The sequence below is a fragment of the Micromonospora sp. NPDC023633 genome (genome assembly GCF_040640035.1).
GTDB lineage: Bacteria > Actinomycetota > Actinomycetes > Mycobacteriales > Micromonosporaceae > Micromonospora.
In genome coordinates, this window is the sequence record NZ_JBFABB010000014.1 from 1 (window position 1) to 26,066 (window position 26,066).

Genomic DNA, 26,066 nt, shown 5'->3' on the forward strand with positions numbered 1-26,066 from the left:
CCGGCCGGCGTGCCCCGCCGTCCCGGCCCGCGCCGCACGCCACGCACCCGGCAGCGGTCCGGCAGCTATGCGCTGTCGTCCCGGTCGCGCCGCACGCCACGCACCCGGCAGCTATGCGCCGTCGTCCCGGTCCGCGCCGCCGAGGGGATCGGGCGGTCAGGCGGCCCGGCTACGCAGCGTCGCCACGGTCGAGCCGGCGAGGGTGAGCAGGCACTCCGGCAGCAGCCCGTCGGCCGCCGCCGCCCCGAACAGCGCCTCGCCGGTGTCGGCGTCGGCGTTGGCGTACGCGCTGACGAAGCGCGCCACCCAGCGGGTGTCGTAGCCTGCCTCGTCGATGCCGGGGAAGTCCAGCGCGCACGTGCCCGGCGGCACCGGTTCGCCGACCATCGTCGCGGCGAGACACCAGGCCACCCCGTACGCGCCGGCCAGGCCGGACCGGTCGACGACCGCGTCGAACGCCCCCGCCACCGCGTCGCCGTCCCCGGCCAGCGCCGAGCGGAGCACGGCGGTCGCGTCGTCGAGCGTCTGCTGTGGTGAGTCCGTCACCCACAGCACGGTAGGGGGGAGGGTCAAGCCACCCGCCGCCGGTCACTTTCCGTGATCAGGGCGGGCGACCTGCGGATTGAGCCTTATCCGTGGCCCCGCCGCACGGCCCAGCACGCTAATGTGCGCAGCGGACCTTCGCCCGGAGGAAGGACGACCATGTTCAAGTCACGCGCCTCGCGGGCCGCCACCCTGGCTGCCTGCGCGACGTTTTTGCTCGCCACGAGCGCCTGCGGGACCGAGGAACCCGAGGAGGCGACCACCCATCAGGTGCGCCTCTACGGCTCCGACGGCAACATGCTGAACTCGTACCCTGCCGAGCTGAAGGACCGCGCCAGTCTGGTCGACGGCATGAAGGGCACCACGCCGATGACGCCCCTGCCCGAGGACTTCAAGAATCGGCTACGGTCCGTCGACCCGAAGCTGGGCGACTTCCTCTACTCCGCCGAGACGTACGACGCGGTGGTGATCAGCGCGATCGCCGCCCAGCTCGCGGGCACGACGGATCCGGCCGCCATCGCGAAGCAGATCGTCGGGGTCACCAACGGGGGGCAGCGCTGCGAGACCGTGGCGGAGTGCCTGGCCCTGGCCCGGGCGGGCAAGGACGTCGAGTACCGCAGCGTCTCGCTGACCCGCGCCGGTTTCACCGACGCCGGCGAGCCGTCCACCGCGAGCTACGGCACGCTGCACTTCGACGGCCAGCGACTCAATGACGGCAAGACGGAGTTCGTCGGGGCCGGGGACGAGTCGGCGGCGAGCACCAAGGCCCCGCCGAAGCCGAAGAAGCAGCGCGGCGGCCGCACCGACCGCAGCGACGGCTCCCCGCTGGTCCTGGGCGGCCTGCTGTCGCAGACCGGTGACCTGTCCCTGGCGTACCCGCCGGTGTCGGCCGGCGCCAAGCTGGCGATCAAGGAGATCAACGCGGCGGGCGGGGCGCTCGGCGAGCCGGTGGTCTGGATCGACGGCGACGACGGCACCAACCCGGCGGTGGCCAAGGCCACCGTGGCGAAGCACGTCGAGCGGAACGTGCACGTCATCATCGGTGCCAGTGGCTCCGGGATCTCCCGGGAGGTGCTGCCCGACGTGGTGCGTGCCGGCAAGGTCCTGTTCTCCCCGTCGAACACCGACGCCGGCCTGACCGAGCTCGACGACCAGGGCCTCTACTTCCGCACCGCCCCGCCGGACAGCCTCCAGGGCCGCGCGCTGGCCGACGTGATCCTCCGCGACGGGCCGCAGAAGATCGCCATCGTGGCGCGTAAGGACTCCTACGGCGAGGGCCTCCAGGGCACCGTCCGGGCCGAGCTGGAACGGGCCGGCATCGGCGGCGACCGGCTGAAGCTGCTGACCTACGACCCGCCGGCCGACGCCAAGGCGAACCCGGTGGACTTCGGCGCCGGCGCGAAGGAGATCAAGGAATTCGGCGCGGAGGCCGTGCTGATCATCGGCTTCGCCGAGTCCGCGCAGATGATCCGGGCCCTCGCGGACGCCGGGGTGCAGATCCGGCACTGAACTTCCTCCCCGTCGAGGACACGGACGGCCGCACCGGTCACCGGTGCGGCCGTCGTCGTCTTAGGCTCAGCGCGGGCGTCGCCGCTGGAGGAACTCCGTCATCCGCCGGTGCTTCTCCTCGTCCTCGAAGAGCACCGCCTGGCTGACCAGGTCGAGGTGCGGATGCGCGGCGGCCGGCGCGTCGACCGCCAGCTTGGTCAGCCGCAGCGCCAGCGCGGACCCCTTCGCCATCTCGTCGAGCAGTCCGTGCGCCGTGGGCAGCAGCTCGCCGGGCTCGGCCACCACCCGGTTGACCAGCCCGATCCGCAGCGCCTCCTCGGCGTCCACCCGGCGGCCGGTGAAGAGCAGTTCCTTGGCCCGCGCCTCCCCGACCAACGCCGGCAGCCGGTGGGTCGCACCCGCGCCGGCCAGGATCCCCAACCGGACCTCCGGCTGGCCGAACACCGCCCGCGCCGTGCAGACCCGCAGATCGCAGGCGTACGCCAGCTCGGCGCCCCCGCCCAGCGCGGGCCCGTCCACGGCCGCCACGGTCGGCATCGGCAGCGCCCGGATCCGGGCGAAGGCCGCTGAGTTGATCGCCGCGAGGGCGTCCAGCCGACCCCGCTCGCGCAGCTGCCCGATGTCCGCCCCACCGGCGAAGATCCCCTCGGTGCCGCCGGTGAGCAGCAGCAGGCGGGGCCGCGCCTCCAGGTCCGCGCAGACCTGGTGCAGCTCGGCGATCAGGTCGGCGTCGATGGCGTTGCGCTTCTCCGGCCGGTCGAGCGTCACCACCAGCCGGTCCGGGTGCTCCTCGATCCGCAGCCCACTCATGCGGTGCCCCCTCTGCTCGCGCCTGCGGGGCTCGCAGGCTCACTCCTCGCGCTCACGAACGGACCCCGCCTTCCCAGCGGTAGAAGCCCTGGCCGGACTTCTTGCCCAGGCGGCCGGCGGCCACCATCTCCTCGAGCAGCGGCGGCGGGGCGAACCGGTCCCCGTACGCGGCCTGGAGGGTGCGCGCGATGTCCAGCCGCACGTCCAGCCCGACGAGGTCGGTCAGTTCCAGCGGGCCGACCGGGTGCCGGTAGCCGAGCACCATCGCCTTGTCGATGTCGGCCGGGCTGGCCACCCCGTCGGCGACCATCCGGATCGCCTCCAGCCCGAGGGTGACCCCGAGCCGGGAGGTGGCGAAGCCGGGCATGTCGCGTACGACCACGGGGTCCTTGCCCAGCCGGCCGGCGAGCGCGACCGCCTCGGCGGTGGTCTCCGCCGCGGTGGCCGGGCCGACCACGACCTCCAGCAGGGCCATCGCCCAGACCGGGTTGAAGAAGTGCAGCCCGAGGAAGCGCTCGGGCCGGGCCAGCCCCTCGGCCAGCGCGGCGATCGGGATGCTGGACGTGTTGCTGCCCAGCAGCGCCGGCCGCAGCGCCTCGGCCTCGCGCAGCACCGCCCGCTTCAGGTCGGGCCGCTCCGGTACGGCCTCCACCACCACGGCCGGCTCCTCGGCGACCTCGGCGAGCCCCGACCGCAGCGTCACCCGCTCCCGGTTCGTCGCGGCCCGGTCGGCGTCCAGCTTGCCGCGCGCCACCGCCCTGTCCCACAGCTCCCCGAGCCGCTCCAGGGCCGCCGTGCCGCGGGCCCGGTCCACTTCGACCAGTTCGACGGCGTGTCCGGCCCCGGCCGCCACGTACGCGATGCCGAGCCCCATCGTGCCGGCCCCGACAACGACAAAGCGGTCGCTCATGACGCCTCCCTGTCTCCGGTGGCGGGACGGGGTTGACCCGTGCCCCGCCGCCCGCTCCACTCGCTCATGGGCCGACCCTATGCAGCGGCGATCTTCCCGGCATGCGTGGGGGCGCGGCGGATCGGGTACCACGGCCCTCAACCGAGGGAAGGACGGGCCAGATGAGCCAGGCACCGGAGACCGTGCACGCCGCGGACGCGGCGGAGACCGTGGAGACCCGCGGGGACGAACGGGTCGACCTGCTGCGCGCCGACACCAACAACGACGGCCGCACCGACGTCTGGGTGTCCGACACCGACGGGGACGGCAAGCCCGACCTGTTCCAGTTCGACACCGACAACGACGGCAAGGTGGACATCACGATGGTCGACCTCGACGAGGACGGCACCCCGGACGAGGTGGTCGACGGCGACGGTGGCCTGCCGCCCGAGCAGCTCCCCCCGACCGTCCAGGTCTGACACCCGCGCCGGGTTCCCGCGTCCGGCGGGAACCCGGCGCCGGCGTCCGGGGCGGCGTGGTCCGGCCCGGACGTCAGCCGGCCAGGCGCAGGGTGGCCAGGTAGTACGGCGCGTCCCGGTCGTCCACGTCCGTCAGTCGCCAGCCGCTGCCCCGGACCAGCTCGGCGAGCTCGTCCGGGGAGCAGACCAGGTAGTCGAACCACCCGGTGCCCAGCTCCCGGTAGCGCAGCCGGAGCCGGAGCTGCCCGCCGAGCCGCCCCCGGCGCCGGTTGCGCTCGTGGTAGCCCGTGTGCACCGGGTCCCGGGTGCCGTACGGGTCCGTGCCCTGGGCGATGACCTGCGCTCCCGGTCGGGCCAGCGCGGCGAGCGCGGCCAGCAGGGCCGGCCCCCGTTCCCGCCCCTCCAGCAGGCCGACGTTGTTGCCGAGCAGCAGGAACGTGTCGTAGCGGCAGCCGTCCGCGACGTGCGCGTCGACCGTGCCGTGCACCAGCTCGCGTACGCCCCGGCGGCGGCAGACGGCCAGCGCCCCGGCCGAGGTGTCCAGCCCGGTGACGGGCACGCCCCGCTCCTGGAGCAGCAGCGCGATCCGGCCCGCCCCGACGCCGACGTCCAGTGTCGCGCCTCGGACCCGGTCCACGGCCCGGTGGTCGTACGGCTGCCAGTCCGCCGGCCCGTCCAGGTAGTGCGCGGCGGGCGCGCCGTTGATGAGCCCGTCGTCCCGCTCGATGATCTCGATGACCGGTCGCGGCAGCCGCCCGCCGGCCAGCGGCCGGGGGCCGACCCCGGTGGCCACGGCGTACGCGTCGCGCAGCATCTCTCCGAACACGTCACCGATCCGTGGCTCCGCCCTCACGGGCTTCACGCTATCGGGCCGGTCAGTCAGCCGCAGCGGTCGTATCCTGGCGGAGTGACCACCCTGGACCGCCTCGGCGCGGAGAAGTACATCCTGCTCACGACCTTTCGCAAGGACGGTCGGGCGGTGCCGACCCCGGTCTGGGCGGTGCGCGACGGCGACGCGCTGGCGGTGTGGTCGGCGGCGGACGCCGGCAAGGTGAAGCGGATCCGGCGCAGCGGCGACGTCACGGTGGCGCCGTGCGACGTGCGGGGCCGGCCGCACGGCGAGGCGGTCGCCGCCCACGCGACCCTCTGCGACGCGGCCGGCACCCGGCGGGTGCGCGAGCTGATCAAGCAGAAGTACCGGCTGATCGGCCGGCTCAGCCTGCTGGGCAGCCGCCTGCGTCGCGGCGGGAGCGGCACGGTCGGCATCCGGGTCGTCCTCACCGACGAGCCGCCAACCGGTTCCTGATCCGCGCCCCGCCGTCGCGTACGCGGGCGGGGTCCGGACACGACGGAGGGCGGCGGACCATGTCCGCCGCCCTCCGTCGACACCTGTTTGACTCCCGGTCGGTCAGTCCCCCTGGCGCTGCTGGGGAATCTGTCCCTGTAGCAGGGCCCTGACCTCCGACTCCCGGTACCGACGGTGGCCACCCAGCGTGCGGATGGCGCTGAGCTTGCCCGCCTTGGCCCACCGGGTCACCGTCTTCGGGTCGACACGGAACATCGACGCCACCTCGGCCGGTGTGAGTAGCGGCTCTGGTTCGTGCGTTCGCGATGCCATCGGTCACTCCTCCACATGTATAGACATCGGCCGGGGTCCCGCCGGCCGACGCGTCTCCCATGGTCCGGCTAGTCCCCGATGTCCGACATGGGCCGAACGGCCGAACGTCCCTAGACGGACGGATGAACCATGCCCGATTTATGCGACTTTTACACGGCAGAAACTACCTTATTCGGACTCATGATCACGGTTCGTGATGCATCAACTACGAATTCGCCTCGGCCTGGGGGTGCCATCTAGGCGATTTCGCGCTAATTGCACCTTTCGAGCAGCTGGACCGCGCGCCAGCGCGCGACCAGCTTGTCGTACGCCGTCGAGGCCTCCTCGGCCTCGCCCCGGGACAGTCCGGCGAGCCCGGTCGCCACCAGCTCGGGCGAGTCGTCGGCGGCCAGCGTCTCGTCCGAGAGCAGCTCGACCAGGCCGCCGTAGTCCAGCTCCACCATCGACCGGGGGTGGAACTCCTCCAGCCAGCGGGCGGCCTCCTCGACCGCCTCCGTGATCGGCGCGTCGCCGATCGACTTGCGCAGCACCGACAGGGCCCGGGACGACCGGCGCCGCGCCTTGGAGATCTCCGTCCGGTAGCGCAGCACCCGCCGCCCGGGGTGGGTCACGTGGTGCCGCTCCTCCGGGTCGAAGAGCACGAACCAGCGCAGCGGCACGCCCCACGTGGCGATCTGCTCGTGCACCCGCGGCACGCCGTGCTCCAGCACCCGGGCCCCGCTGCGCCAGTCCTCCACCACTGCCTTCGCCTGACCGGCGAGCACCGGCGGGACGAAGGCGTCGGCCAGCACCGGCGGCACCCCGTCGCGCGCGCTCAGCGCCGCCTCGGCCACCCGGATGCGCAGGTTCCACGGGCAGACCAGCAGGGTCTCGTCGGTCTCCAGGACGTACGCCTCGTCCGGCAGGTCGGGCAGCCGGGTCCAGCCCGCACCGAGGGCCTCGATCACCGACGTCCGTTGCCGGCCCGGCCCCTCCACCGGCGCCACCGCCCGCCCCTGCTCCACGTAGCGCCGCCAGTACGACTGGCGGTCCCGGTCGAAGGCGGTCAGCGGCTCGTACACGCGCAGGTATGAAGCGAAAAGCGACGGCACGGCGCGATCCTCCCACGAATTGGAACTCGACCGTCGTCGGCGGCGCGATCAGGTGCCGTGGGCGGCCGGACGGCGTCGGCCGATACTAGGCTCAGCGGCACCGGCAGCATCCCGCCGGCGGTCCACAGGCCCGCGTCCCACAAGGACGCACCCCACACCAGGAGCGAGTCATGGGCGTATTCGCCACCACCGAGGACCCGGGGTCCAGCGGTCACGAACAGGTCGTGTTCTGCCAGGACAAGCAGACCGGCCTCAAGGCGATCATCGGCATCTACTCCACCGCGCTCGGCCCCGCGCTCGGTGGGACCCGGTTCTACCCGTACGCCAGCGAGGCCGATGCCCTCGCCGACGTGCTCCACCTCTCCCGGGGCATGGCCTACAAGAGCGCCCTGGCCGGGCTGGACCTGGGCGGCGGCAAGGCGGTCATCTGGGGTGACCCCGAGCGGATCAAGAGCGAGGCGCTGCTGCGCGCGTACGGCCGCTTCGTGGAGTCCCTCGCCGGGCGCTACTACACCGCCTGCGACGTCGGCACCTACGTCACGGACATGGACGTGATCGCCCGCGAGACCTCGTACGTCACCGGCCGCAGCGTCGAGCACGGCGGAGCCGGCGACTCCTCGGTCCTCACCGCCTGGGGCGTGTTCCAGGGCATGCGGGCCGCGGCCGAGCACGTCTGGGGCGCCCCGACCCTCGCCGGGCGGCGGGTCGGCGTGGCCGGCCTGGGCAAGGTCGGCAAGTACCTCGTCGGTCACCTGGTGGACGACGGCGCCGAGGTGGTGGCGACGGACGTCAACCCGAAGGCCCTGGAGTGGGCGCGCGCCACCCACCCGCAGGTCGCGCTGGTCGACGACGTCGCCGCGCTGGTCGCCGCCGACATCGACGTGTACGCCCCGTGCGCGCTGGGCGGCGCGCTCAACGACGACACCGTGCCGACGCTGCGCGCCAAGGTGGTCGCCGGCGCGGCCAACAACCAGCTCGCCCACCCCGGCATCGAGAAGCTCCTCGCCGACCGGGGCATCCTCTACGCCCCGGACTACGTCGTGAACGCGGGCGGCGTGATCCAGGTGGCGGACGAGATCGAGGGCTTCAACTTCGAGCGGGCCAAGCTGCGCGCGACCCGGATCTACGACACCACCCGGGAGATCCTGCGACTGGCGGACGCCGAGGGCGTGCCGCCGGCGGTGGCGGCGGACCGGCTGGCGGAGCGGCGGATGGCCGACGTCGGCCGGCTGCGCACGATCCACCTGCGCTGAGCGCCCCGGGGGCGGAGCGGCCGTTCCGCCCCCGGCCCCGCCGGGCGGCCCGTCCCGTTAGGCTGGCTTCGTGGGGTTCTGCCCGGTGTCACGGGCGCTCCCGGCACCGCTCCTTACCGGGTACAATCGGTGACGGCCGGATGACCGCGACGCGCGGTGTCGGTCGACGGTAACCCGAGGTGTCGAACGATGGCATCCCCATGTACCGTAAGAGCCACGAGAGATGCCTGACGTCATCGGGGCCCGCCTTCGGGCTGCCCCGCATTCTGTGCGAGGGGGTCGAGCCATGGGGCGCGGCCGTGCTAAGGCCAAGCAGACGAAGGTGGCCCGGGAGTTGAAGTACCACTCCCCGAACACCGACCTCACCGCCTTGCAGCGCGAACTGGCGGGTGCTGGTAAGTCTGAGCACAACTTCGACGACGACTACAAAGAGTATGTCGACGACGATGATGAGGATCACGCGGACGAAGACCCGGATCCCTGGGTACGTCCGCCCCGCTGACCTCCGGTAGCAGCTGAGCACGCGGTGACCGCCCGCGTGCTCACGCATGTGCCCATCGAAGCGGCGCCAAGACCGACGATCAGGGACCTGCCCCTTCCGGAGAGCCCTCCGGCCGAATGGCAGGTCCCTGATCACGGTCCGCCTCAGCGGGGACGGTTGTTCCAGTTGTAGAACGTCGGGATGTTCTCGAAGTGGTTCCAGGCGCACACGGCGCTCGCGCCGTCGCCGCCCGCCACCTCGGCCCGTAGTCGCCGCGCGGCCTCGGCCTCGTGGAGGAGTGCGGTGAGTCCCGGCGCGGCTTCCCGCACCCGATCGGTGACCTCGTCCGGGGCGTCCGTCCTCCGGTCAGGCTGCCGGTGACTGGTGGTCTCGGGCATGCTCCAACACTCCCTCCAGTAAGTGAATCTTGCTGTTGCGGCAGTGCGCGGTCTGCGTACCGTCGAAACGCCCCAGCTCGAAGTAGCGGTTGGCCGCGTGGCCGCCGCCGCAGAACCCGAAGTAGGGGCAGGACGAACGGCACGCCTCGACGCCGGCGAGGAACTCGCCGACCCAGGGCGTCCGGTCCGCGTGGGCGAGGATCTCGGCCAGCGGGGTGGCCAGCACGTTGCCGCTGGCGAAGTCGCCGTACCGGACATCGGTGAAGCCGGCCAGCTCCGGCGAGAGCACGATCACCGAGCCGTCGTGGCCCACGGTCGGGATCGGGTCCAACCGCCGGGGGAGCAGGTCGTCGGCGCTGCCGTCCAGCACCGCCCCGGCGTAGCGCAGGGACCACTCGACCTCGCGCAGGTGGATCCGGGGCTCCCGGCGCCAGGCCGCCACCAGCTCCGCCCAGAAGGCGGTCACCAGAGGTGCGTCGTGGGAGTTGTCGCGGAGGTTGACGCCCTCGGTCTCCTCGATGTTGACGCCGAGCACGTCGCAGCCGAGGTCGAGGAAGTAGTCGTACAGCTCGGTGGCCAGGCCCGGCTCGGGGCGACCCACCACCGCCAGCGCCGAGAACGGCAGGCCGTGCCGGCGCAGCGCCGCCACCCCGCGCAGGATCCGGTCGTACGCGGGCCCGCCGCCCCGGGTGACCCGGTCGCCGTTGCGTTCCCGCGGGCCGTCCACGCTCACGCTCACCCGCACCCCGTGCTCGACGAAGAACGCGCACCAGGCGTCGTCGATCAGCGTGGCGTTGGTCTGGACGTGGTGCTCGACCTCGGGCCCGAAGGGCGCGATCAGCGCGGCGAGGTGCTCCCGGCCGGCGGCCAGCGGCTCACCGCCGTGCCACACCACCGAGAAGCGGCCCGCCGCCGCCCACGGGTTGACCGACGCGGCCACCGCCTCGGCCACCGGCACCGGCATCCGCCGGTCGACCGCGCGGAACGGCAGGTAGCAGTAGGCGCAGTCCAGGTTGCACAGGGTGGTGGGCTGCATGACCACGTACGAGGGGACGGCGGCCAGGCCGCGCATCCCGCTGAACGACCGTCCCCGAGCAGCCATTGCCCTCCTCAGCGCCTGAAGGGCTGTCGGGGAACCCGGGCGGGCGGCCCCGACAGCTTTGAGGGTGCCCTTCAGGCTAGGCGGCGACGGCCACTCGGGTGAAGGCCTGATCAGGTGCCCGTACGATCACCTGGCGTGTGATCAGCCCCGGGTGTGCTGGCCGACCATCTGCACGTTGCCGGAGCCCTCGATGATCTCGCCGGCCTGCCACGCGTCGACGCCCCGGCCCGTCAGGGTGGCCAGCGCGCGGTCCGCGTCCTCGGCGGAGACGATCGCGAACATGCCGACGCCCATGTTGAAGGTCGCCTCCATCTCCGGGTCCTCGATCCGTCCCTTGGACTGGATCAGGTCGAAGATCGGCTGCGGCTTCCAGGTGGAGCGGTTGACCACCGCGTCGACGTGCTCGGGGAGCACCCGGACCAGGTTGCCGGGGATGCCGCCGCCGGTGACGTGGGCGATGGACCGCACCTCGGCCTCGGCGATCAGCTTGAGGCAGTCCTGCGCGTAGATCTTGGTCGGGGTGAGCAGCTCCTCGCCGAGGGTGCGCTGGCGGCCGAAGTCGTCGATCACCACGTCGAGCCGCATCCGGCCGGCGCCCAGCAGCACGTGCCGCACCAGGGAGTAGCCGTTGGAGTGCAGGCCGGAGGAGCGCATCGCGATGACCACGTCGCCCACCTCGACCCGCTCCGGGCTGAGGATGTCGCTCTCCTCCACCACACCCACGCCGGTGGCGGAGATGTCGTACTCGTCCGGGCGCAGCACGCCCGGGTGCTCGGCGGTCTCGCCGCCCAGCAGGGCGCAGCCGGCGTACCGGCAGCCGTCGGCGATGCCCGCGCCGATCTCGGCGACCCGGTCCGGCACGACCTCGCCGGTGGCGATGTAGTCGAGCAGGAAGAGCGGCTCGGCGCCGCACGCCACCAGGTCGTCGACGACCATCGCGACCAGGTCGATGCCGACCGTGTCGTGGATGTCCATCTGCTGCGCGATCACCAGCTTGGTGCCCACGCCGTCGGTGGACGAGGCCAGGATCGGGTTCTTGTACTTCTTCGTGTCCAGCCGGAACAGGCCGGCGAAGCCGCCGAGGTCGCCCATGACCTCCGGGCGCCGGGTCTGCTTCACCTTCGACTTCAGCAGCTCGACCGCACGGTCGCCCGCCTCGATCGAGACCCCGGCGTCCGCGTACGAGACCGAGCGTTTGCGCGCTTGACGGCCGGCGCCGGCCGTCCAGGGCTGGCGGTCGTCGCCGGCGCCGGTCGGGCTGCTTCCTGCGCCGCTGCGCTCGGACACGTGCGTCACGGTTCTCCCCTTTGGTTCTGGCGCCGCACCGGCGGTGACCGGGCCGCGCCGGGTGGTGCTACGGGCGGTGTGTGGTCACGCCGCCCGGAGTGGCGACGAGCGGGGCGGTGTGCTCCGGGGTGTCGGACGCCTGCGCGGCGACCCGCCGGCCCACCCCTTCGAGCACGTGCTTGCCGATCAGGTTGCCGGCGGGCAGCTCGATCGGGTACTCCCCGTCGAAGCACGCGCGGCACAGCCGGGTCTTCGGCTGCTCGGTGGCGGCGATCAGGCCCGGGAGCGACACGTAGCCGAGCGTGTCGGCCCCGATGGAGCGCCGGATGCCGTCGTTGTCCAGCCCGTTGGCCAGCAACTCGGCGCGGGTGGCGAAGTCGATGCCGTAGAAGCACGGCCAGTTGACCGGCGGCGAGGAGATGCGTACGTGCACCTCCAGCGCGCCGGCCTCGCGCAGCATCCGCACGATCGCCCGCTGGGTGTTGCCGCGCACGATCGAGTCGTCGACCACGACCAGCCGCTTGCCCCGGACGTTCTCCCGCAGCGGGTTGAGCTTGAGCCGGATGCCGAGCTGGCGCAGCGTCTGCGACGGCTGGATGAAGGTGCGCCCGACGTACGGGTTCTTCATCAGGCCGGCGCCGTAGGTGATGCCGGACTCCTCGGCGTAGCCGATTGCGGCCGGGGTGCCGGACTCCGGCACCGGGATGACCAGGTCGGCCTCGACCGGGTGCTCCTTGGCCAGCTGGCGGCCGATCTGCACCCGGGCGGAGTGCACGTTCCGGCCGGCGATGGTGGCGTCCGGGCGGGCGATGTAGACGTACTCGAAGAGGCAGCCCTTGGGCTCCGGGGCGGCGAACCGGCTGGAGCGCAGGCCGTCCTCGTCGATCGCGATCAGCTCGCCGGGCTCGACCTCGCGGACCACGCTCGCGCCGACGATGTCCAGCGCGGCGGTCTCGCTCGCCACCACCCAGCCGCGCTCCAGCCGGCCCAGCACCAGCGGGCGCACGCCGTGCGGATCGCGGGCCGCGTAGAGCGTCGACTCGTCCATGAACACGAAGCTGAACGCGCCGCGCAGCTGCGGCAGCACCTCCAGCGCCGCCGCCTCGACCGACAGGTCCGGGCGGCTGGCCAGCAGCATCGTCACCAGGGAGGTGTCGTTGGTCGAGCCGTCGGCGACCAGGCCCCGTTCGGTGACCTCGCGCTGGAGCTCCGCCGTGTTGACCAGGTTGCCGTTGTGGGCCAGTGCGATGGTGGTGCCGGACGTGGTGGACCGGATGGTCGGCTGGGCGTTCTCCCAGGTCGAGCCGCCGGTGGTGGAGTAGCGGGCGTGCCCGATCGCCACGTGCCCGCGCAGGCTGGCCAGGGTCGGCTCGTCGAAGACCTGGGCGACCAGGCCGAGGTCCTTGTAGACCACCACGCCCGAGCCGTCGCTGACCGCGATGCCCGCGGCCTCCTGGCCGCGGTGCTGGAGGGCGTAGAGCCCGAAGTAGGTCAGGTTGGCGACCTCCTCCCCGGGCGCCCAGACGCCGAAGACGCCGCACGCGTCCTGGGGGCCTGGTCGTTGGGGATCAAGGTCGTGGCTCAGCCGGCCGTCGCCTCGGGGCACCTGCGCTCCCTCATGCTGGTCTGGACCGGCCTTGCGGAATCACGCGGGGGCGGATCCGCACTCCTCGGCCGGGACCACTGTCGTCGCCTGACAGTGTACGCGAATCCGAGTCGATACAGAAAGTCACGATATGGCTCCGAGGCGTCACCGGTCGATGCGTGTCGCCGCAGCTAGAGCGGCAGGTGCGCGGAGAGATCCGCCCGAATTCCGCTCACCTGTACGCGACCCTGGGTGATCGCGTCGGCCCATTCGAGCCGCCCGGTGGCCACCGCCAGCCAGGTCTCGGGCGCCATCTCGACGACGTTCGCGGGGGTGCCACGGGTGTGTCGGGGACCGGAAACGCACTGAACTGCGCCGTAAGGTGGGACACGCACCTCCACCGATCGGCCGGGGGCGCGCTCCGCGAGGACGGTCAACAGGGCACGGACCGCCTCCCGGAGGACCGGTCGTTCGGGCGTATGCCCCTCGTCGAGCGCCGACAACGCCGCCGCGACCGCGGCGGACTTAATGTGCGGAGAGGACACGACGGGACGATACGGCCTCAGCACGCCGCGCCCGACGCTGGCCCTGGGTCGCGCCGATCCGGTCAGACAAGGCATAGTTGCCGACGGCGTATTCGAACCGTGATGATCCCCGGCCCGGCGCCCGCCGCCGAGGGAAGTCAGTCCGGAAGGCGGTGGACGTGTCAACACACCGACGTGCCTGGAAGCAGCGGGCCGGTGTGGTCGTGGCGCTGGTTGTCGGCGCTCTGCTCGCTGCCCCCGCCACACCAGCCCTCGCCGCCGACGTCACCGTGTCGCCCGGCTCGGTCACCGTCAACGCCGGCAGCGACACCGCCGTCACCGTGCAGGTCACCCCCCGCGACGGCGACGAGAAGGTCCAGGTCAGCATCGCCGGTCTCCCGGGTGGTGTGAGCTGCGCGAGCGGCTGCGGGGAGATCGACTTCAACAACGACCGGCCGAGGTCCCAACTGCTGCGGATCAGGGCCAGCGACAATGCCGGCGACGCGACCGTCACCGTCACGGTGACGGTCGAGGCCGAGTCCGGCCCGGGCACCGCCCCGCTCCAGCTCAGCGTCAAGGGCAAGGCCCAGCCGTCCGAGCCCGCGCAGGCGCAGACCGTCAAGTCGGTCTCCGGCAAGGTGGTCGCCCAAGCCAACGGCAAGGCCGTGCCGAACGCCGTGGTCATGCTCCAGGACGGCGCCGGCAAGAAGCGCGACACGATCAGTGACGACGACGGCAACTTCCGCTTCACCGGCACCAGCGAGAAGCCGATCGCGCCCGGTCGGCTCGCCGTCGGCGCCAGCGTCGGTGAGGTCTACGCCACCAAGAGCTTCGACGCGTCCGCCGGTCAGAGCATCACCGGCCAGCGCATCGCCCTGGCGATCAAGGTCGAGACGACCCCGAGTCCCACCCCCTCGGTCAGCGAGGAGCCCCTCCCGACCGAGGAGCCCGTCGAGGAGACCCCCGAGGAGAGCGCCGAGGCGACCCCGGGCGCGGCGGCCAACGCCAGCAACGAGGACTCCGGCGGCATGAGCTCCTGGCTGATCATCCTGCTCGGCGGCCTGCTCGTCGCCGCCGGTGTCGGCACCATCGTGCTGCTCTGGATGCGGCGCAAGGACAGCGGCGACGAGGCCGACGACGACGCCCCGGCGGGCGCCGGCGCGGTCCCGGCCGCGCGTGGGGCGTTCCGGGGCGCGGACGACCAGACCCGGGTGGTCAACCGGGTCGGCGCCACGCCGGATCCGACGATGGTCGGCGGCACCGCGCTCAGCGACGCCCCGACGATGATGCACCGCCCCGTGGTCGACGACGTGCCACCGGACCCGTACGGCGCTCCCCCGCAGCCCTACGGCGCAACGGGCAGCCAGCAGGCCTGGGGCGGCAGCGGCTACGGCGACGAGCCGGCCGGCGCGGGCGGCTACGGCGGGGCCGGCTACGGCAACGCGCCCGCCTCCGGCGGCGGCTACGGCAGCGGCGGCTACGGCAACGCGCCGTCCTCGGGGAGCGGCTACGGCAATGCGCCCGCCTCGGGCGGCGGCTACGGCGGCAACGACTACGGCGCTCCGGCGGGTGCGCCCGGCCCGGCGGGCGGCGGCCGGGGCTACGGCGAGCGGTACGACGAGCCGACCGGCCGCTACACCGGCGACGCCACGCAGTACCCGGCCCCGGCCGACCCGTACGCGACCGGCGTCTACCAGCCGGAGCAGAGTCAGGGCTACGGCCAGTCCGAGCCCGGGGCGTACGGCCGGGGCGGCGAGCCGACCGGCGGTTACGACCAGCCGGGCGGCGGTTACGAGCGGGGCGGCTACGGCCAGCCGGGCGGCTACGGCCAGGAGCCGGCGGCACCGCGCGGCGGCTACGGTCAGCCGGGCGGCTACGACCAGCCCACCTCGTACGACAACCAGGGCGGCTACGGCCAGGGCGGCTACGGCCAGGAGCCCCCGCAGCAGCGCGGCGGCTACGGCGAGGGTGGCTACGGCCAGCCGGGCGGCTACGACGACCCGCAGACCGGTCGCGGTCGCCCGGACGGCCCGCCGCGGCAGGACCGGGGCGGCCGCCGGCTGGACTGGATGGACGACTGACCGCTCGGGGCGCTCCCCCGACGACAGCACCACGGCGAGGGCCGTCCGTACTCCGGGCGGCCCTCGCCGCTGTCCCGGGCGAGTCGGGCCGACACCGGCGACCGGGGTGGCCCGGCGCAGGGCGCGAACGGGCGACCGCTGGCGGGATCAGGGCGGGCGTCCCGGTGCCGGGGCGCACGTCGGGGTGGCGCGCACGCCGCTCCGGGGGCGGCGCGCGGGAGGGCCGTCAGGCGGCGGAGAAGACGCCCTGACGCAGCACCGGGACCACGTCCGAGACGCCGACCCGGACGGCGACCTCCACGTCCTGGGCGAAGCCGCCCTCGATGAGCTCGCGGCCCGACACACTGCCGCACACCGCGGCGGGGACGTCGGGGGTGCTGGCGAGCGCGGCGAGCGCCATGGCCGCCTCCACGGAGAGACCGCCCGGCACACCCGACAGGGCGTCCAGCACGCTGGCCGCCCCGAGCTGGTCCTCGACGGAGGGGCGTAGCGACCCGTCCGGCCAGCGCTCACCCGAGGCGATCACGCCGATCGGCGCGTCCACCGAGCCGTACCCCTGGTGGCCGAGCCAACGCCCGACGGCGCGCGCGTTGCGCAGGCATGCCGCGACCACCGGCAGCCCGGTGGCGCTGGCCGCCGCGCTGATCGCCGAACCGTTCGGCGACGGCAGCACGAGGTCGGCGACGACCGGTGCGGTGGTCAGCGCCGCCGGCGAGAGCGACCACGGATGGTCCGGGGTCGTCTGCCGGCGACCCACCGCCGCGACCGCGCCGACCCGCCGCGCGTAGTCGGCCGCCTGCGCGCCCCACGGGAACGGGTGCACCCGCATGCCGCGCCCGACCGCGACGTCCACGGCGGTGGTGAACGACAGCACGTCCACCACCACCAGCACCGCGCAGACCCGGCCCAGCTCGGCCGCCCCCGTCAGCCCCCAGTCGAACCGGGCGCCAGAACCGGGTTGGACGTGGACGGCCGCGGCCACCGCCTCAGCGCTGACCGGGCTCGGTGTCACCGGAATCGGGAGCCGACGCATCCCCGGCCTCGGCCGGTCGGTCGGCGACCTCGGCCGGGTGCTCCGGGCCGGGTGCGACGGTCTCCGCCGGGGCTGCCGGGGCCACCGGCTCGACGGCACCGGTCGGCGGGACCGGCGCGGCCGAGGCGATCGGCTCGGCCGCGACGGCCGCCGGGTCCACCGGCGCCACCTCGGCCGGCTCGGCGACGGGCAGCGGCACGGCCTCGACCGCACCCGCCACACCGGCGGCCGGCGCGGGCACCTCGACGACCCCCGCGCCCCCGAAGAGGCGCGGCAGCGTCTCGCCGTGCGCGGCGCGCAGCTCGTCCAGGCCGATCCGGAACTGGCCGTGCACCTCCAGCGCGCCGCCGGACGAGTCGGTGACCCCGATCAGCTCGAACGGCACCCCGCGCTCGGCACAGAGGGCGGTGAACGCCTTCTCGTGGCCGCGCGGCACCGACACCAGGACCCGCCCGGCGGACTCGCTGAACAGGTAGACGAACGGCATCGAGCCGCCGTCGAAGCGCTCCGGCACCGCGATGCGGGCGCCGACGCCGCGCCGCAGGCAGGACTCCACCAGGCTCTGCGCGAGGCCGCCGTCGGAGAGGTCGTGCGCGGAGCTGAGGTGCCCGACCCGCGCGGCCTCCGCCAGCAGGTCGGCCAGGAGCCGCTCGCGGGCCAGGTCGACCTGCGGGGGTACGCCGCCAAGGTGCTCGTGGGTGACCCACGCCCACTCCGAGCCGGAGAGCTCCACGTGCGTCTCGCCGAGCAGGAAGATCTGGTCGTGGTCGCCGCCCGGCCGGGCCACGAAGCCCATCGGCACCCGGTTGGCCACGTCGTCGAGCACGCCGAGCACACCGACCACCGGGGTCGGGTGGATCGGCGCCGCGCCCGTCTGGTTGTAGAAGCTGACGTTGCCGCCGGTGACCGGGATGCCCAGCTCGGCGCAGCCGTCCGCCAGGCCACGGACGGCCTCGGCGAACTGCCACATCACGCCCGGGTCCTCCGGCGAGCCGAAGTTCAGGCAGTTGGTGACGGCGATCGGCTTCGCGCCGGTGACGGCGACGTTGCGGTACGCCTCCGCCAGTGCGAGCTTCGTGCCGTGGTAGGGGTCGAGCCGCGCGTACCGGCCGTTGCCGTCCACCGACAGCGCCACGCCGAGCCCGGTCCGCTCGTCGATCCGGATCACGCCGGAGTCCTCCGGCTGGGCGAGCACGGTGTTGCCCAGCACGTAGCGGTCGTACTGCTCGGTGACCCAGGTCTTGTCGGCCAGGTTGGGCGACGCGATCATGCGCAGCACGGTCTCGCGCAGCGCCTCCGGGTCGGCCGGCCGGGGCAGCGTCTCCGCGCGGTCGGCCTGGAGCAGGATCAGGTCGGCCGGCTCGCGCATCGGGCGGGCGTAGACCGGGCCGTCGTCGACCAGCGAGCCCGGCGGCACGTCGACCACCAGCTGGTCACGCCAGGTGATCAGCAGCCGGCCCGGCCGGCCGTCCGGCTCCGGCGGGGTGACCTCGCCGATCGCGGTGGCCCAGACGCCCCACTTCTCGGCGGTCTTGAGCACCGCGTCGAGCTTCTCCGGCTCGACGACCAGCAGCATCCGCTCCTGCGACTCGCTGGCCAGGATCTCGTGCGGCTCCATCGAGGGCTCACGCAGCGGCACCCGCTCCAGCCAGACCCGCATGCCGGTGCCGGCCGCCGCGGCGGTCTCGGTCAGCGCGCAGGTCAGGCCGGCGCCGCCGAGGTCCTGGATGCCGACGACCAGCCGGGCGTCGTAGAGCTCCAGGCATGCCTCGATGAGCAGCTTCTCCATGAACGGGTCGCCGACCTGCACCGACGGGCGGCGCTGCTCGCTGCCCTCGTCGAAGGTGGCGCTGGCCAGCACCGACACGCCGCCGATGCCGTCCCGGCCGGTCCTGGCGCCCATCAGCACGACGACGTTGCCCGGGCCGGCGGCGGCCTTGTTCTGCAGCCGGTCGACCGGCAGCACGCCGAGGCAGAGCGCGTTGACCAGCGGGTTGCCCTGGTAGCAGGGGTCGAAGACGACCTCGCCGCCGATGTTCGGCAGGCCCAGGCAGTTGCCGTAGCCGCCCACGCCGGCGACGACGCCGGGCAGCACCCGGGCGGTGTCGGGGTGGTCGGCGGCGCCGAAGCGCAGCGGGTCCATCACCGCGACCGGGCGGGCGCCCATGGCGAGGATGTCCCGGACGATGCCCCCGACGCCGGTGGCCGCGCCCTGGTAGGGCTCGACGAAGCTCGGGTGGTTGTGCGACTCGACCTTGAAGGTCACCGCCAGGTCGGCGGAGACCTGCACCACGCCGGCGTTCTCGCCGATGCCGGCCAGCAGCCGGTCGCTCGGCGGGGCCTTCTCGCCGAACTGGCGCAGGTGCACCTTGCTCGACTTGTAGGAGCAGTGCTCGCTCCACATGATCGAGTACATCGCCAGCTCGGCCTGGGTGGGCCGCCGGTCGAGGATCTGCCGGATCCGCTCGTACTCGTCGTCGCGGAGCCCGAGCTCGGCGTACGGCTGGAGCTCACCGGGGGTGTCCTCGGCGCGCGGCACGGTGTCCAGGCCGTCGGCCCAGTCGGCGCTCGCCGGCCCGGGACGCCCGGCCGGCGGCACGACGGCGGCCGGACGCGGCTCCACCGGCTGCGCCGGGGCGGCCGGGAAGGCCTCCGGGTTATCCCGTACCTCGTCCGGATGGGTGGTCATGACCTCTCCTCGCTGCGCTCGCGTCCGCCCGACGGGCGGGTGAGCCGACCGATGATGCCGCGCACGGTCACGCCGGCGCCCCCACCAGGTGCTTGAGCACCGAGGTGAAGAAGCCGAGACCGTCCAGGGAGGGGCCCGTGAGCGCCTCCACCGCGTGCTCGGGATGCGGCATGATGCCGACCACGTTGCCGGCGGGGTTCGTGATCGCGGCGATGTCGCGCTGCGACCCGTTGGGGTTGCCGCCGACGTAGCGGGCGACGACCCGGCCCTCGGCTTCGAGCTGGTCCAGCGTCGCGGTGTCGGCGACGTAGCAGCCCTCGCCGTTCTTGACCGGGATCAGCACCTCCTGGCCGGGCTGGAACGCGTTGGTCCACGCGGTGCCGGCCGACTCGATGCGCAGGACCTGGTCGCGGTTGCGGAAGTGCAGGTGCTGGTTGCGCGTGAGCGCCCCGGGCAGCAGGTGGGCCTCGCAGAGGATCTGGAAGCCGTTGCAGATGCCGAGCACGGGCAGGCCGCCCCGGGCCGCGTCCACGATCGTCTCCATCACCGGGGCGAACCGGGCGATGGCGCCGCAACGCAGGTAGTCGCCGTAGGAGAAGCCGCCGGGCAGGACGACGGCGTCCACCCCGTGCAGGTGCGGGTCTCCGTGCCACAGGCGGACCGGTTCGGCGCCCGCGATCCGGACGGCCCGGGCCGCGTCCCCGTCGTCGAGCGAGCCGGGGAAGGTGACCACACCGACCCGGGCGGTCACGAGCGGGTGTCCACGGTCTCGTCGGCCTCGGCCAGGCGGACCGTGAAGTCCTCGATGACCGGGTTGGCGAGCAGCTTGTCGGCGATCTCCCGGGCCCGGTCCAGGTCCGGTTCACCGGTGAATTCGATCTCGATCCGCCTGCCGATCCGAACCGAGGCGACGTCGCTGACGCCGAGCCGGGGCAGCGCGTTTGCGACGGCCTGGCCCTGGGGATCGAGGATCTCGGGCTTGAGCATGACGTCGACGACGACGCGAGGCACTGGGCACTCCTGACTGTGTACGCAGTTGGGTGCCGACCCACAACGGGCGAGCGCAGCCAGCCTACCTGGCAGATCCGGCCTCGGACGCACCGGCCGGACGCGGTTCAGGCAGTCATCGACATTCCCGGCGCGGGCCCCGGGGACCGATACGGGTTCGTTGCGATCCCGATGCGCATCCGTTGCCGACCGGCCCGTTTCGCCCCGCTCCGTCGGGCCGGCGGACTCTCCCCCGTCGCCCCCGCCCGCCATACCATCTCATCCATCATTTTCGATGGACTCTTGTGAACGACATCTCAGGAGCCCTACCGTACATCGTCGTACGTCGATCGGACGTGCCCGACCGTCGGGCCACCCCCGCCCGCCGGCCGACAGCTCGACCCGGTGAACCCGGGCCCCGTCCCCGAAGGAGCCCCCATGCGCATCCGATCCATGATCGCGGTGCTGGCCACCGCAGCGGCCGGCCTGCTCGGCGCCAGCTCCGGCGCCCTCGCCGCCCCGGCCGGTCCGCAGCCGATCATCGGCGGCAGCACCGTCTCGTCGGCCCCGTGGGCCGCCGCCGTGCTCAGCAACGGCTCGTTCACCTGCTCCGGCACGATCATCGCGCCGGAGTGGGTGCTCACCGCCCGGCACTGCGTCAACGGCACGATGTCCGTCCGGGTCGGCAGCGTCTACCGCTCCTCCGGCGGCGTCACCCGCACCGTCAGCGCCAGCTACAGCCGGTACGACCTGGCCCTGCTGCGCCTGTCCAGCTCCGTGAGCACCTCCTACGTCACGCTGGCCAGCAGCAACCCGCCGATCGGCTCGACCAACTCGATCTACGGCTGGGGCATGACCTGCTACAGCGGATGCTCGGCCTCCACCCAGCTCAAGACCGCGTCCGTCCAGGTGACCAGCAACAGCGCCACCGACGCGTACGGCGGCCAGGCGATCCGCAGCACGCGGATCAACGGCAACGCGTGGCGGGGCGACTCGGGCGGCCCGCAGTTCTACAACGGCCGCCAGGTCGGCGTCGCCTCCACCGCCGACGGCCAGAGCATCCAGAACTACGGCAGCGTCGCGTACAACCGGGCCTGGATCACCCAGACGGCCGGTGTCTGACGGTTAGCGCCACGCCAGGCGCGGATGGTCGGCAGCGCGCCGACCGTCCGCGCCGCGCCGTTTTGCAGCATCCGATCAGGTGAACAAGGCCGGCGATCGGGCGCCTCGTCGCCCTGACAGCATCGGAAGCGTGCTGGTCGTGACGACGGAGCAACTACCCGGGTACGAGATCCGCCAGATCCTCGGCGAAGTGGTGTCATCGATGGCCAGGACGCGGAACCCGTACCGCGAGGGGGTCAAGAACCTGCGCGGTGGCGCGTACGACCCGATGGCGCCCGACAACCTCACCAGGTGGCGTACGGACTCGGTGGCCCGGCTCGGCGAGGAGGCCCGCCGCATCGGCGCGAACGCCGTGGTGGGGATGCGCTTCGACAGCCGCGACTGCGGCGAGATGTGGATGGAGATCTGCGCGTACGGCACGGCCGTGGTCGTCGCGCCCAAGATGCCCGACGTCATGCCGCCCGACCAGCCGCTGGTCGCCGCGGAGACCGCGCACGATCCCGCCTTCGCCGAGTCCCCGGGCGGCATCGCCGAACCGGCGAGCGCCCCCAACCTCCGCTCGGCCGCCGAAACCCCCACCCGCGACTCCTGACCCACCCGCCCCACCGCGCCCACCCACCCGCCGCCGGGAGCCCCGGATGCCGAGGTCGATCAAGAAGTTTTCGCCCTCTTCGATCTCCGATTCGGACGCGAACCTCTTGATCCAACCGCCCGAGACAGAGGGTGGGTGGGTCAGAGGATGGGGGGTGGGGTGTAGGTGGCGGCCCCGGGGTGGGCGTCAACGACGGCGGCGATGCGGCGGACGACCGCCTCGACCTGGGCCGGGGCGGCGCCGACGAAGGCCGTACGGTCGGCGACCAGCGCGTCGATCTCGCCGCGGGTCAGGCCCAGGCGGTCGTCCGCCGCCAGGCGGTCGAAGAGATCGTTCTCGGCGGCGCCCTTCTCGCGCATGGCCAGGGCCACCGCGACCGCGTGCTCCTTGATCACCTCGTGGGCCACCTCGCGGCCGACGCCGCGCCGGACCGCCGCCACCAGGATCTTCGTGGTGGCCAGGAACGGCAGGAAGCGCTCCAGCTCCCGGTTGATCACCGCCGGGTACGCGCCGAACTCGTCCAGCACGGTGAGGAAGGTCTGGAACAGCCCGTCGGCGGCGAAGAACGCGTCCGGCAGGGCGACCCGGCGGACCACCGAGCAGGAGACGTCCCCCTCGTTCCACTGGTCGCCGGCCAGCTCGCCGACCATCGACAGGTAGCCCCGGATGATCACCGCGAAGCCGTTGACCCGCTCGCTGGACCGGGTGTTCATCTTGTGCGGCATCGCGCTGGAACCCACCTGGCCCGGCTTGAAGCCCTCGGTGGCCAACTCCTGGCCGACCATCAGCCGGATCGTGGTCGCCAGCGACGACGGGGCGGCGGCGATCTGCGCCAGCGCGGAGAGCACCGCCAGGTCGATCGAGCGCGGGTAGACCTGGCCGACGCTGTCGAGCACCCGGCTGAAGCCCAGGTGCCCCGCGACCCGGCGCTCCAGCTCGGCCACCCGCTCGGCGTCGCCGTCGAAGAGGTCGAGCTGGTCGGCGGCGGTGCCGACCGGGCCCTTGATGCCGCGCAGCGGGTACCAGTTGATCAGGTCGTCCAGCCGCTCGTACGCGATGAGCAGTTCCTCCGCGGCCGACGCGAAGCGCTTGCCCAGCGTGGTGGCCTGCGCCGCGACGTTGTGCGAGCGGCCGGTCAGCACCAGGTCGGAATGCTCGACGGCGAGCCGGGACAGCCGGGCCAGGGTGGCGACCACCCGGTCCCGGATCAGCTCCAGCGAGCGGCGCACCTGGAGCTGCTCGACGTTCTCGGTGAGGTCCCGGGAGGTCATGCCCTTGTGCACGTGCTCGTGCCCGGCGAGCGCGCTGAACTCCTCGATCCGGGCCTTCACGTCGTGCCGGGTGACCCGCTCCCGCTCGGCGATCGAGCCCAGGTCGACCTGGTCGAGCACCCGCTCGTACGCCTCGACCACGCCGTCCGGCACCGGCACGCCGAGGTCCCGCTGGGCCCGGAGCACGGCGAGCCAGAGCCGCCGTTCCATCCGGATCTTCTCCTCCGGTGACCAGAGGGCGACCAGCTCGGGCGAGGCGTACCGGTTGGCGAGCACGTTCGGGATCGTCACGTACCTCAGTCTTTCATGTCCGCGGACGTGACCCCGACGAGGCCGTCCGGCCGCCCACCAGCCCGGACGGCCGGGGATCGCCGGCCGGTGGCATACCCGTGCCGGGCTGAGCGAACCACGTCGGTCCGGCGACGCCTGCCCGGCTTCGCACCGGGCGGGCGTCGGTCGTTCACGGAACTCACCCGCCGGGCAACGTGACCGTCGGGTCGAGGGCGATCCCCAGTTGCTGCGTCACGGTGAGAGGAAGACGGCCCTTCGCGTTCGCCGCGAGCGTCACCCGCAGCCACGTGCCGTCGCCACGCCGTACGTCGATCTCCCGCTGCTTGGCGACCCCGTCGGCGTCTCGGGTCGTGGTGGTGCGGTGCCGCTCGCCGCGCGGCCCCGCGCCCGCCTCGCAGACCCGGGTCGGTGTCGGCTCGCCACAGACCAGGTCACCCGCCGGAGCCGCGTCGCGCCGCCGGATGTCCACCGACAGGAGCCCGGCCACCCGCTTGACCATGACCCGGCCGTACCCCCAGTAGGTGTCCGTCGTGTTCCGGCTCTCGGCACCGCGGTCGCTCCAGCCCGCGCCCAGGTCGTTCGCGGTGAACACCGGGCCCTCGCCCTCCGCGCCGGTGACACCCGGCGCCTGCCGCTGAATCGCGGCGAGCACCCAACTGTGGACCAACTGCCGGCGGGCCCGGGCGTCCCCACGGAGCGGATCAGCGGCCACTTCGGCGACTGCCGGGTCGAGCACCAGCGCGGTCAACTGCCCCTCGGTGAGCGGCGGATCCTCGCCCTCACCCCTGATGTCGACGTAGATGACCACGCCGTCGGGGCGCTGCACCCAGACCGAATGGGTCATGGTGAAGCCAGTCGGACTCCTGCGGGACCCGATCTCCGGATTCCGCGCGGAGCTGGTCTGGATCGTCTCGCCGGCGGGTCCGGTCCTGGTGGCGCAACGGGCCTTCCGCACCTGCTCGGGCGGGCAGGGCCGCAACGCTCCCCAGTCCAACGGGATGCCCACGACGAGGTAGCCGACCCGGTCACCGGCTCGGACCCGCCCCTGGCCCAGATAGCCATTCGGTGTGTAGCCGCGGGTGCTCGCTCCGGACCCCCAGACCGCCCCGCCCTCCCAGGCGCCGTCCTGCCGTATCCATTCGAGGTCCGGCGCCACCCGGCTCATCCCCTCGAAGATCGCCCGGTCGGTGGAGGTGAAGACCTGGCCCTGGCCGGGCGGCGGCGTACGTACCGTCGGGCTCGGCGCCGCCGGCGGGGCCGTCCGCGGGTGACCGCCGGTGACGGCCGCCCCGGCCGTGATCGCGCCGACCGCGACGGCCGCCGTCCCGATCACAGCGAGCCGGCGCAGTCGCAGGCGGCGGCGCTGCCGGGAGATGACCCGGTCCAGGTCGATGGAGCTGGGCGGTACCTCACCAACCGCCTCGTCGAAGATCGTCCGGTGACTCATGCGCCCTCCCTGCTCGCGTCGATCGACACCAGGGCACGCAGGCTCTCCAGCCCTCGCGCCGCCTGGCTCTTCACGGTGCCCGCGCTGATTCCCAGCGCACGGGCGGTCTCCTCGACCGAGAGGTCGCAGTAGAAGCGCAGGACCACCACGGCCCGGCGGCGTGGCGGCAGCTGTGCCAGCAGATCCAGAAGTAACTCCCGGTCGGCGAGTGCCACCTCCGGCACGTTCGGCTCGGCCCGGTCGGGCAGGTCGTCGGTGGACCTCTCCCGCCGCCACGGCCGACGCCGCTCGTCCAGCCAGGCGTTGGTGAGCATGCCGCGGACGTACGCGTCGACGTGCTCCACGCGGCGCACCCGGCGCCAGTGCCGGTAGAGCTTGCCGATGGTGATGGAGACCAGGTCGTCCGCGGTGTGCCAGTCCCGGCACAGCAGGTACGCCGTGATGCGCAGTGGCTCCAACCGGACGCTCACGAACTGCCGGTACTCGTCCTCGTCGGCCCGGTTCACCGCGCCGGACCTTGCTTTCGCCTCATGCCTGGGGAACGGACCGACGGGTCGGTGAGGTTGCTCGGCGACCGACGGCGCGGGCGTCTCGGTCCCCCGACACCCAGGCCCGCTGGGAACAGCCACTCACGGCCGGCCTGCTCGCGGTCCGTCCGCTGGTCGAGCTGGAGTTCCTGTATTCGGCCCGCTCGCAGGCCGACCGCAGGTGGCTGGGGGACCGACTCCGAACGGCGTTCAGCTGGGTGGGCATGCCGGACCGGATCTACGAGCGGGCGACCGAGATCCAGGACGAGCTCACCGCCCGGGGCACCCACCGGTCCGCCGGTGCCGTCGACCTGCTGATCGCGGCGACGGCCGAGTACCAGGGCCTCTCGCTGCTGCACTACGACCGTGACTTCGACCAGATCGCCGAGGTGACCGGGCAGCCCGTGCGATGGCTCGCCCCGGCCGGCACGATCAAGTAGGCCCTCTTCGCGCGCCC

General features: G+C 73.2%; 25 protein-coding genes and 2 pseudogenes. 9 read left to right on the forward strand and 18 right to left on the reverse strand.

The genetic code is table 11. From position 1 onward, the window contains the following. Positions 1–156: 156 nt before the first annotated feature. Positions 157–546: a hypothetical protein gene (locus AB0G13_RS06430; RefSeq protein WP_357869776.1), complete on the reverse strand. Its 390-nt coding sequence runs from the start codon at positions 544–546 to the stop codon at positions 157–159. 156 nt (positions 547–702) lie between these two features. Between AB0G13_RS06430 and AB0G13_RS06435 the strand changes: the two genes are divergently transcribed. After that, a complete protein-coding gene (locus AB0G13_RS06435; protein WP_357869779.1) occupies positions 703–2,052 on the forward strand; it encodes an ABC transporter substrate-binding protein in 1,350 nt (449 codons plus the stop codon). Between the two features lie 66 nt (positions 2,053–2,118). On the opposite strand, the gene AB0G13_RS06440 is transcribed toward AB0G13_RS06435, so the two are convergent. Both AB0G13_RS06440 and AB0G13_RS06445 read right to left on the reverse strand, forming a co-directional pair. Next, complete coding sequence (locus AB0G13_RS06440; RefSeq protein ID WP_357869782.1) at positions 2,119–2,862, reverse strand: enoyl-CoA hydratase/isomerase family protein; 744 nt, start codon at positions 2,860–2,862, stop codon at positions 2,119–2,121. A 52-nt stretch (positions 2,863–2,914) separates the two neighbouring features. After that, on the reverse strand, positions 2,915–3,772 hold the full coding sequence (locus AB0G13_RS06445) for a 3-hydroxyacyl-CoA dehydrogenase family protein (RefSeq protein ID WP_357869785.1): 858 nt from the start codon (positions 3,770–3,772) through the stop codon (positions 2,915–2,917). 161 nt (positions 3,773–3,933) lie between these two features. Between AB0G13_RS06445 and AB0G13_RS06450 the strand changes: the two genes are divergently transcribed. Beyond that, positions 3,934–4,230, forward strand: coding sequence for a hypothetical protein (locus AB0G13_RS06450; protein WP_357869788.1), 297 nt, complete (start codon positions 3,934–3,936; stop codon positions 4,228–4,230). A 73-nt stretch (positions 4,231–4,303) separates the two neighbouring features. Here AB0G13_RS06450 and AB0G13_RS06455 read toward each other — a convergent pair whose 3' ends face one another. Next, positions 4,304–5,083 (reverse strand): class I SAM-dependent methyltransferase, encoded by a 780-nt coding sequence (locus AB0G13_RS06455; RefSeq protein WP_357869791.1) that lies wholly within the window; start codon positions 5,081–5,083, stop codon positions 4,304–4,306. A gap of 54 nt (positions 5,084–5,137) precedes the next feature. Between AB0G13_RS06455 and AB0G13_RS06460 the strand changes: the two genes are divergently transcribed. After that, positions 5,138–5,536 carry a PPOX class F420-dependent oxidoreductase gene (locus AB0G13_RS06460; RefSeq protein WP_357869794.1) on the forward strand — a complete coding sequence of 133 codons (399 nt, stop codon included), beginning with the start codon at positions 5,138–5,140 and terminating at the stop codon, positions 5,534–5,536. A 102-nt stretch (positions 5,537–5,638) separates the two neighbouring features. Here the strand turns inward: AB0G13_RS06460 and AB0G13_RS06465 are convergent, their stop codons facing one another. Together AB0G13_RS06465 and AB0G13_RS06470 are read right to left on the reverse strand one after the other, a co-directional pair. Further along, complete coding sequence (locus tag AB0G13_RS06465) at positions 5,639–5,848, reverse strand: BldC family transcriptional regulator (RefSeq protein WP_007073996.1); 210 nt, start codon at positions 5,846–5,848, stop codon at positions 5,639–5,641. A 251-nt stretch (positions 5,849–6,099) separates the two neighbouring features. Continuing rightward, complete coding sequence (locus tag AB0G13_RS06470; RefSeq protein WP_357869796.1) at positions 6,100–6,939, reverse strand: hypothetical protein; 840 nt, start codon at positions 6,937–6,939, stop codon at positions 6,100–6,102. Positions 6,940–7,109: 170 nt separating this feature from the next. On the opposite strand from AB0G13_RS06470, the gene AB0G13_RS06475 reads away from it, so the two are divergent. Then, positions 7,110–8,192, forward strand: coding sequence for a Glu/Leu/Phe/Val dehydrogenase dimerization domain-containing protein (locus AB0G13_RS06475; RefSeq protein WP_357869799.1), 1,083 nt, complete (start codon positions 7,110–7,112; stop codon positions 8,190–8,192). A 286-nt stretch (positions 8,193–8,478) separates the two neighbouring features. Beyond that, entirely contained in the window at positions 8,479–8,694 is a 216-nt protein-coding gene (locus AB0G13_RS06480; protein WP_089002617.1) for a DUF3073 domain-containing protein, read from the forward strand. Positions 8,695–8,837: 143 nt separating this feature from the next. Here AB0G13_RS06480 and amcA read toward each other — a convergent pair whose 3' ends face one another. The 5 genes from amcA to AB0G13_RS06505 all read right to left on the reverse strand — a co-directional run bounded on the left by amcA (position 8,838) and on the right by AB0G13_RS06505 (position 13,590). Then, complete coding sequence (gene amcA, locus AB0G13_RS06485; protein WP_357869803.1) at positions 8,838–9,071, reverse strand: multiple cyclophane-containing RiPP AmcA; 234 nt, start codon at positions 9,069–9,071, stop codon at positions 8,838–8,840. After that, positions 9,040–10,143, reverse strand: a complete 1,104-nt coding sequence (gene amcB, locus AB0G13_RS06490) for a cyclophane-forming radical SAM peptide maturase AmcB (RefSeq protein ID WP_357869992.1) — start codon at positions 10,141–10,143, stop codon at positions 9,040–9,042. Before amcB ends, amcA begins: the two co-directional genes overlap by 32 nt. Before the next feature lie 171 nt (positions 10,144–10,314). Continuing rightward, positions 10,315–11,469, reverse strand: coding sequence for a phosphoribosylformylglycinamidine cyclo-ligase (gene purM, locus AB0G13_RS06495; RefSeq protein WP_357869806.1), 1,155 nt, complete (start codon positions 11,467–11,469; stop codon positions 10,315–10,317). Positions 11,470–11,527: 58 nt separating this feature from the next. Then, positions 11,528–13,066: an amidophosphoribosyltransferase gene (gene purF / locus AB0G13_RS06500; protein ID WP_357869808.1), complete on the reverse strand. Its 1,539-nt coding sequence runs from the start codon at positions 13,064–13,066 to the stop codon at positions 11,528–11,530. A 170-nt stretch (positions 13,067–13,236) separates the two neighbouring features. After that, complete coding sequence (locus tag AB0G13_RS06505; protein WP_357869812.1) at positions 13,237–13,590, reverse strand: sterol carrier family protein; 354 nt, start codon at positions 13,588–13,590, stop codon at positions 13,237–13,239. Between the two features lie 102 nt (positions 13,591–13,692). Here AB0G13_RS06505 and AB0G13_RS06510 point away from each other — a divergent pair. After that, positions 13,693–15,650 (forward strand): annotated as a pseudogene (locus tag AB0G13_RS06510) (carboxypeptidase-like regulatory domain-containing protein). A 226-nt stretch (positions 15,651–15,876) separates the two neighbouring features. On the opposite strand, the gene AB0G13_RS06515 reads toward AB0G13_RS06510, so the two are convergent. From AB0G13_RS06515 to purS, 4 genes are all read right to left on the reverse strand, one after another. Continuing rightward, complete coding sequence (locus AB0G13_RS06515; RefSeq protein WP_357869815.1) at positions 15,877–16,632, reverse strand: 2-phosphosulfolactate phosphatase; 756 nt, start codon at positions 16,630–16,632, stop codon at positions 15,877–15,879. A 4-nt stretch (positions 16,633–16,636) separates the two neighbouring features. Beyond that, complete coding sequence (purL, locus tag AB0G13_RS06520) at positions 16,637–19,372, reverse strand: phosphoribosylformylglycinamidine synthase subunit PurL (RefSeq protein ID WP_357869818.1); 2,736 nt, start codon at positions 19,370–19,372, stop codon at positions 16,637–16,639. A gap of 67 nt (positions 19,373–19,439) precedes the next feature. Beyond that, positions 19,440–20,123 (reverse strand): phosphoribosylformylglycinamidine synthase subunit PurQ, encoded by a 684-nt coding sequence (gene purQ, locus AB0G13_RS06525; RefSeq protein ID WP_357869821.1) that lies wholly within the window; start codon positions 20,121–20,123, stop codon positions 19,440–19,442. After that, positions 20,120–20,383, reverse strand: a complete 264-nt coding sequence (gene purS, locus AB0G13_RS06530; RefSeq protein ID WP_357869824.1) for a phosphoribosylformylglycinamidine synthase subunit PurS — start codon at positions 20,381–20,383, stop codon at positions 20,120–20,122. Before purS ends, purQ begins: the two co-directional genes overlap by 4 nt. 414 nt (positions 20,384–20,797) lie before the next feature. On the opposite strand from purS, the gene AB0G13_RS06535 reads away from it, so the two are divergent. Then, a complete protein-coding gene (locus AB0G13_RS06535; RefSeq protein WP_357869827.1) occupies positions 20,798–21,481 on the forward strand; it encodes a trypsin-like serine protease in 684 nt (227 codons plus the stop codon). A 24-nt stretch (positions 21,482–21,505) separates the two neighbouring features. Next, positions 21,506–22,073: pseudogene (locus AB0G13_RS06540) on the forward strand (YbjQ family protein). Positions 22,074–22,213: 140 nt separating this feature from the next. On the opposite strand, the gene purB reads toward AB0G13_RS06540, so the two are convergent. From purB to AB0G13_RS06555, 3 genes are all read right to left on the reverse strand, one after another. Next, entirely contained in the window at positions 22,214–23,635 is a 1,422-nt protein-coding gene (gene purB, locus AB0G13_RS06545) for an adenylosuccinate lyase (protein WP_357869830.1), read from the reverse strand. A 178-nt stretch (positions 23,636–23,813) separates the two neighbouring features. Continuing rightward, a complete protein-coding gene (locus AB0G13_RS06550) occupies positions 23,814–25,082 on the reverse strand; it encodes a hypothetical protein (RefSeq protein ID WP_357869833.1) in 1,269 nt (422 codons plus the stop codon). Beyond that, on the reverse strand, positions 25,079–25,588 hold the full coding sequence (locus AB0G13_RS06555) for a SigE family RNA polymerase sigma factor (protein ID WP_357869835.1): 510 nt from the start codon (positions 25,586–25,588) through the stop codon (positions 25,079–25,081). The genes AB0G13_RS06550 and AB0G13_RS06555 overlap by 4 nt, the downstream gene beginning before the upstream one ends. Between AB0G13_RS06555 and AB0G13_RS06560 the strand changes: the two genes are divergently transcribed. Then, entirely contained in the window at positions 25,531–26,049 is a 519-nt protein-coding gene (locus AB0G13_RS06560; RefSeq protein WP_357869838.1) for a PIN domain nuclease, read from the forward strand. The genes AB0G13_RS06555 and AB0G13_RS06560 overlap by 58 nt on opposite strands. The last annotated feature ends 17 nt before the right edge of the window (positions 26,050–26,066 follow it).

What these genes read in the sequence shown, in the direction of transcription:
- amcB (WP_357869992.1), bottom strand. Translation starts at nt 10,143, where the DNA reads ATGCGCGGCCTGGCCGCCGTCCCCTCGTACGTGGTCATGCAGCCCACC.
- AB0G13_RS06435 (WP_357869779.1), top strand. Translation starts at nt 703, where the DNA reads ATGTTCAAGTCACGCGCCTCGCGGGCCGCCACCCTGGCTGCCTGCGCG.
- AB0G13_RS06475 (WP_357869799.1), top strand. Translation starts at nt 7,110, where the DNA reads ATGGGCGTATTCGCCACCACCGAGGACCCGGGGTCCAGCGGTCACGAA.
- AB0G13_RS06465 (WP_007073996.1), bottom strand. Translation starts at nt 5,848, where the DNA reads ATGGCATCGCGAACGCACGAACCAGAGCCGCTACTCACACCGGCCGAG.
- AB0G13_RS06535 (WP_357869827.1), top strand. Translation starts at nt 20,798, where the DNA reads ATGCGCATCCGATCCATGATCGCGGTGCTGGCCACCGCAGCGGCCGGC.
- AB0G13_RS06550 (WP_357869833.1), bottom strand. Translation starts at nt 25,082, where the DNA reads ATGAGTCACCGGACGATCTTCGACGAGGCGGTTGGTGAGGTACCGCCC.
- amcA (WP_357869803.1), bottom strand. Translation starts at nt 9,071, where the DNA reads ATGCCCGAGACCACCAGTCACCGGCAGCCTGACCGGAGGACGGACGCC.
- AB0G13_RS06440 (WP_357869782.1), bottom strand. Translation starts at nt 2,862, where the DNA reads ATGAGTGGGCTGCGGATCGAGGAGCACCCGGACCGGCTGGTGGTGACG.
- AB0G13_RS06480 (WP_089002617.1), top strand. Translation starts at nt 8,479, where the DNA reads ATGGGGCGCGGCCGTGCTAAGGCCAAGCAGACGAAGGTGGCCCGGGAG.
- AB0G13_RS06450 (WP_357869788.1), top strand. Translation starts at nt 3,934, where the DNA reads ATGAGCCAGGCACCGGAGACCGTGCACGCCGCGGACGCGGCGGAGACC.
- purL (WP_357869818.1), bottom strand. Translation starts at nt 19,372, where the DNA reads ATGACCACCCATCCGGACGAGGTACGGGATAACCCGGAGGCCTTCCCG.
- AB0G13_RS06445 (WP_357869785.1), bottom strand. Translation starts at nt 3,772, where the DNA reads ATGAGCGACCGCTTTGTCGTTGTCGGGGCCGGCACGATGGGGCTCGGC.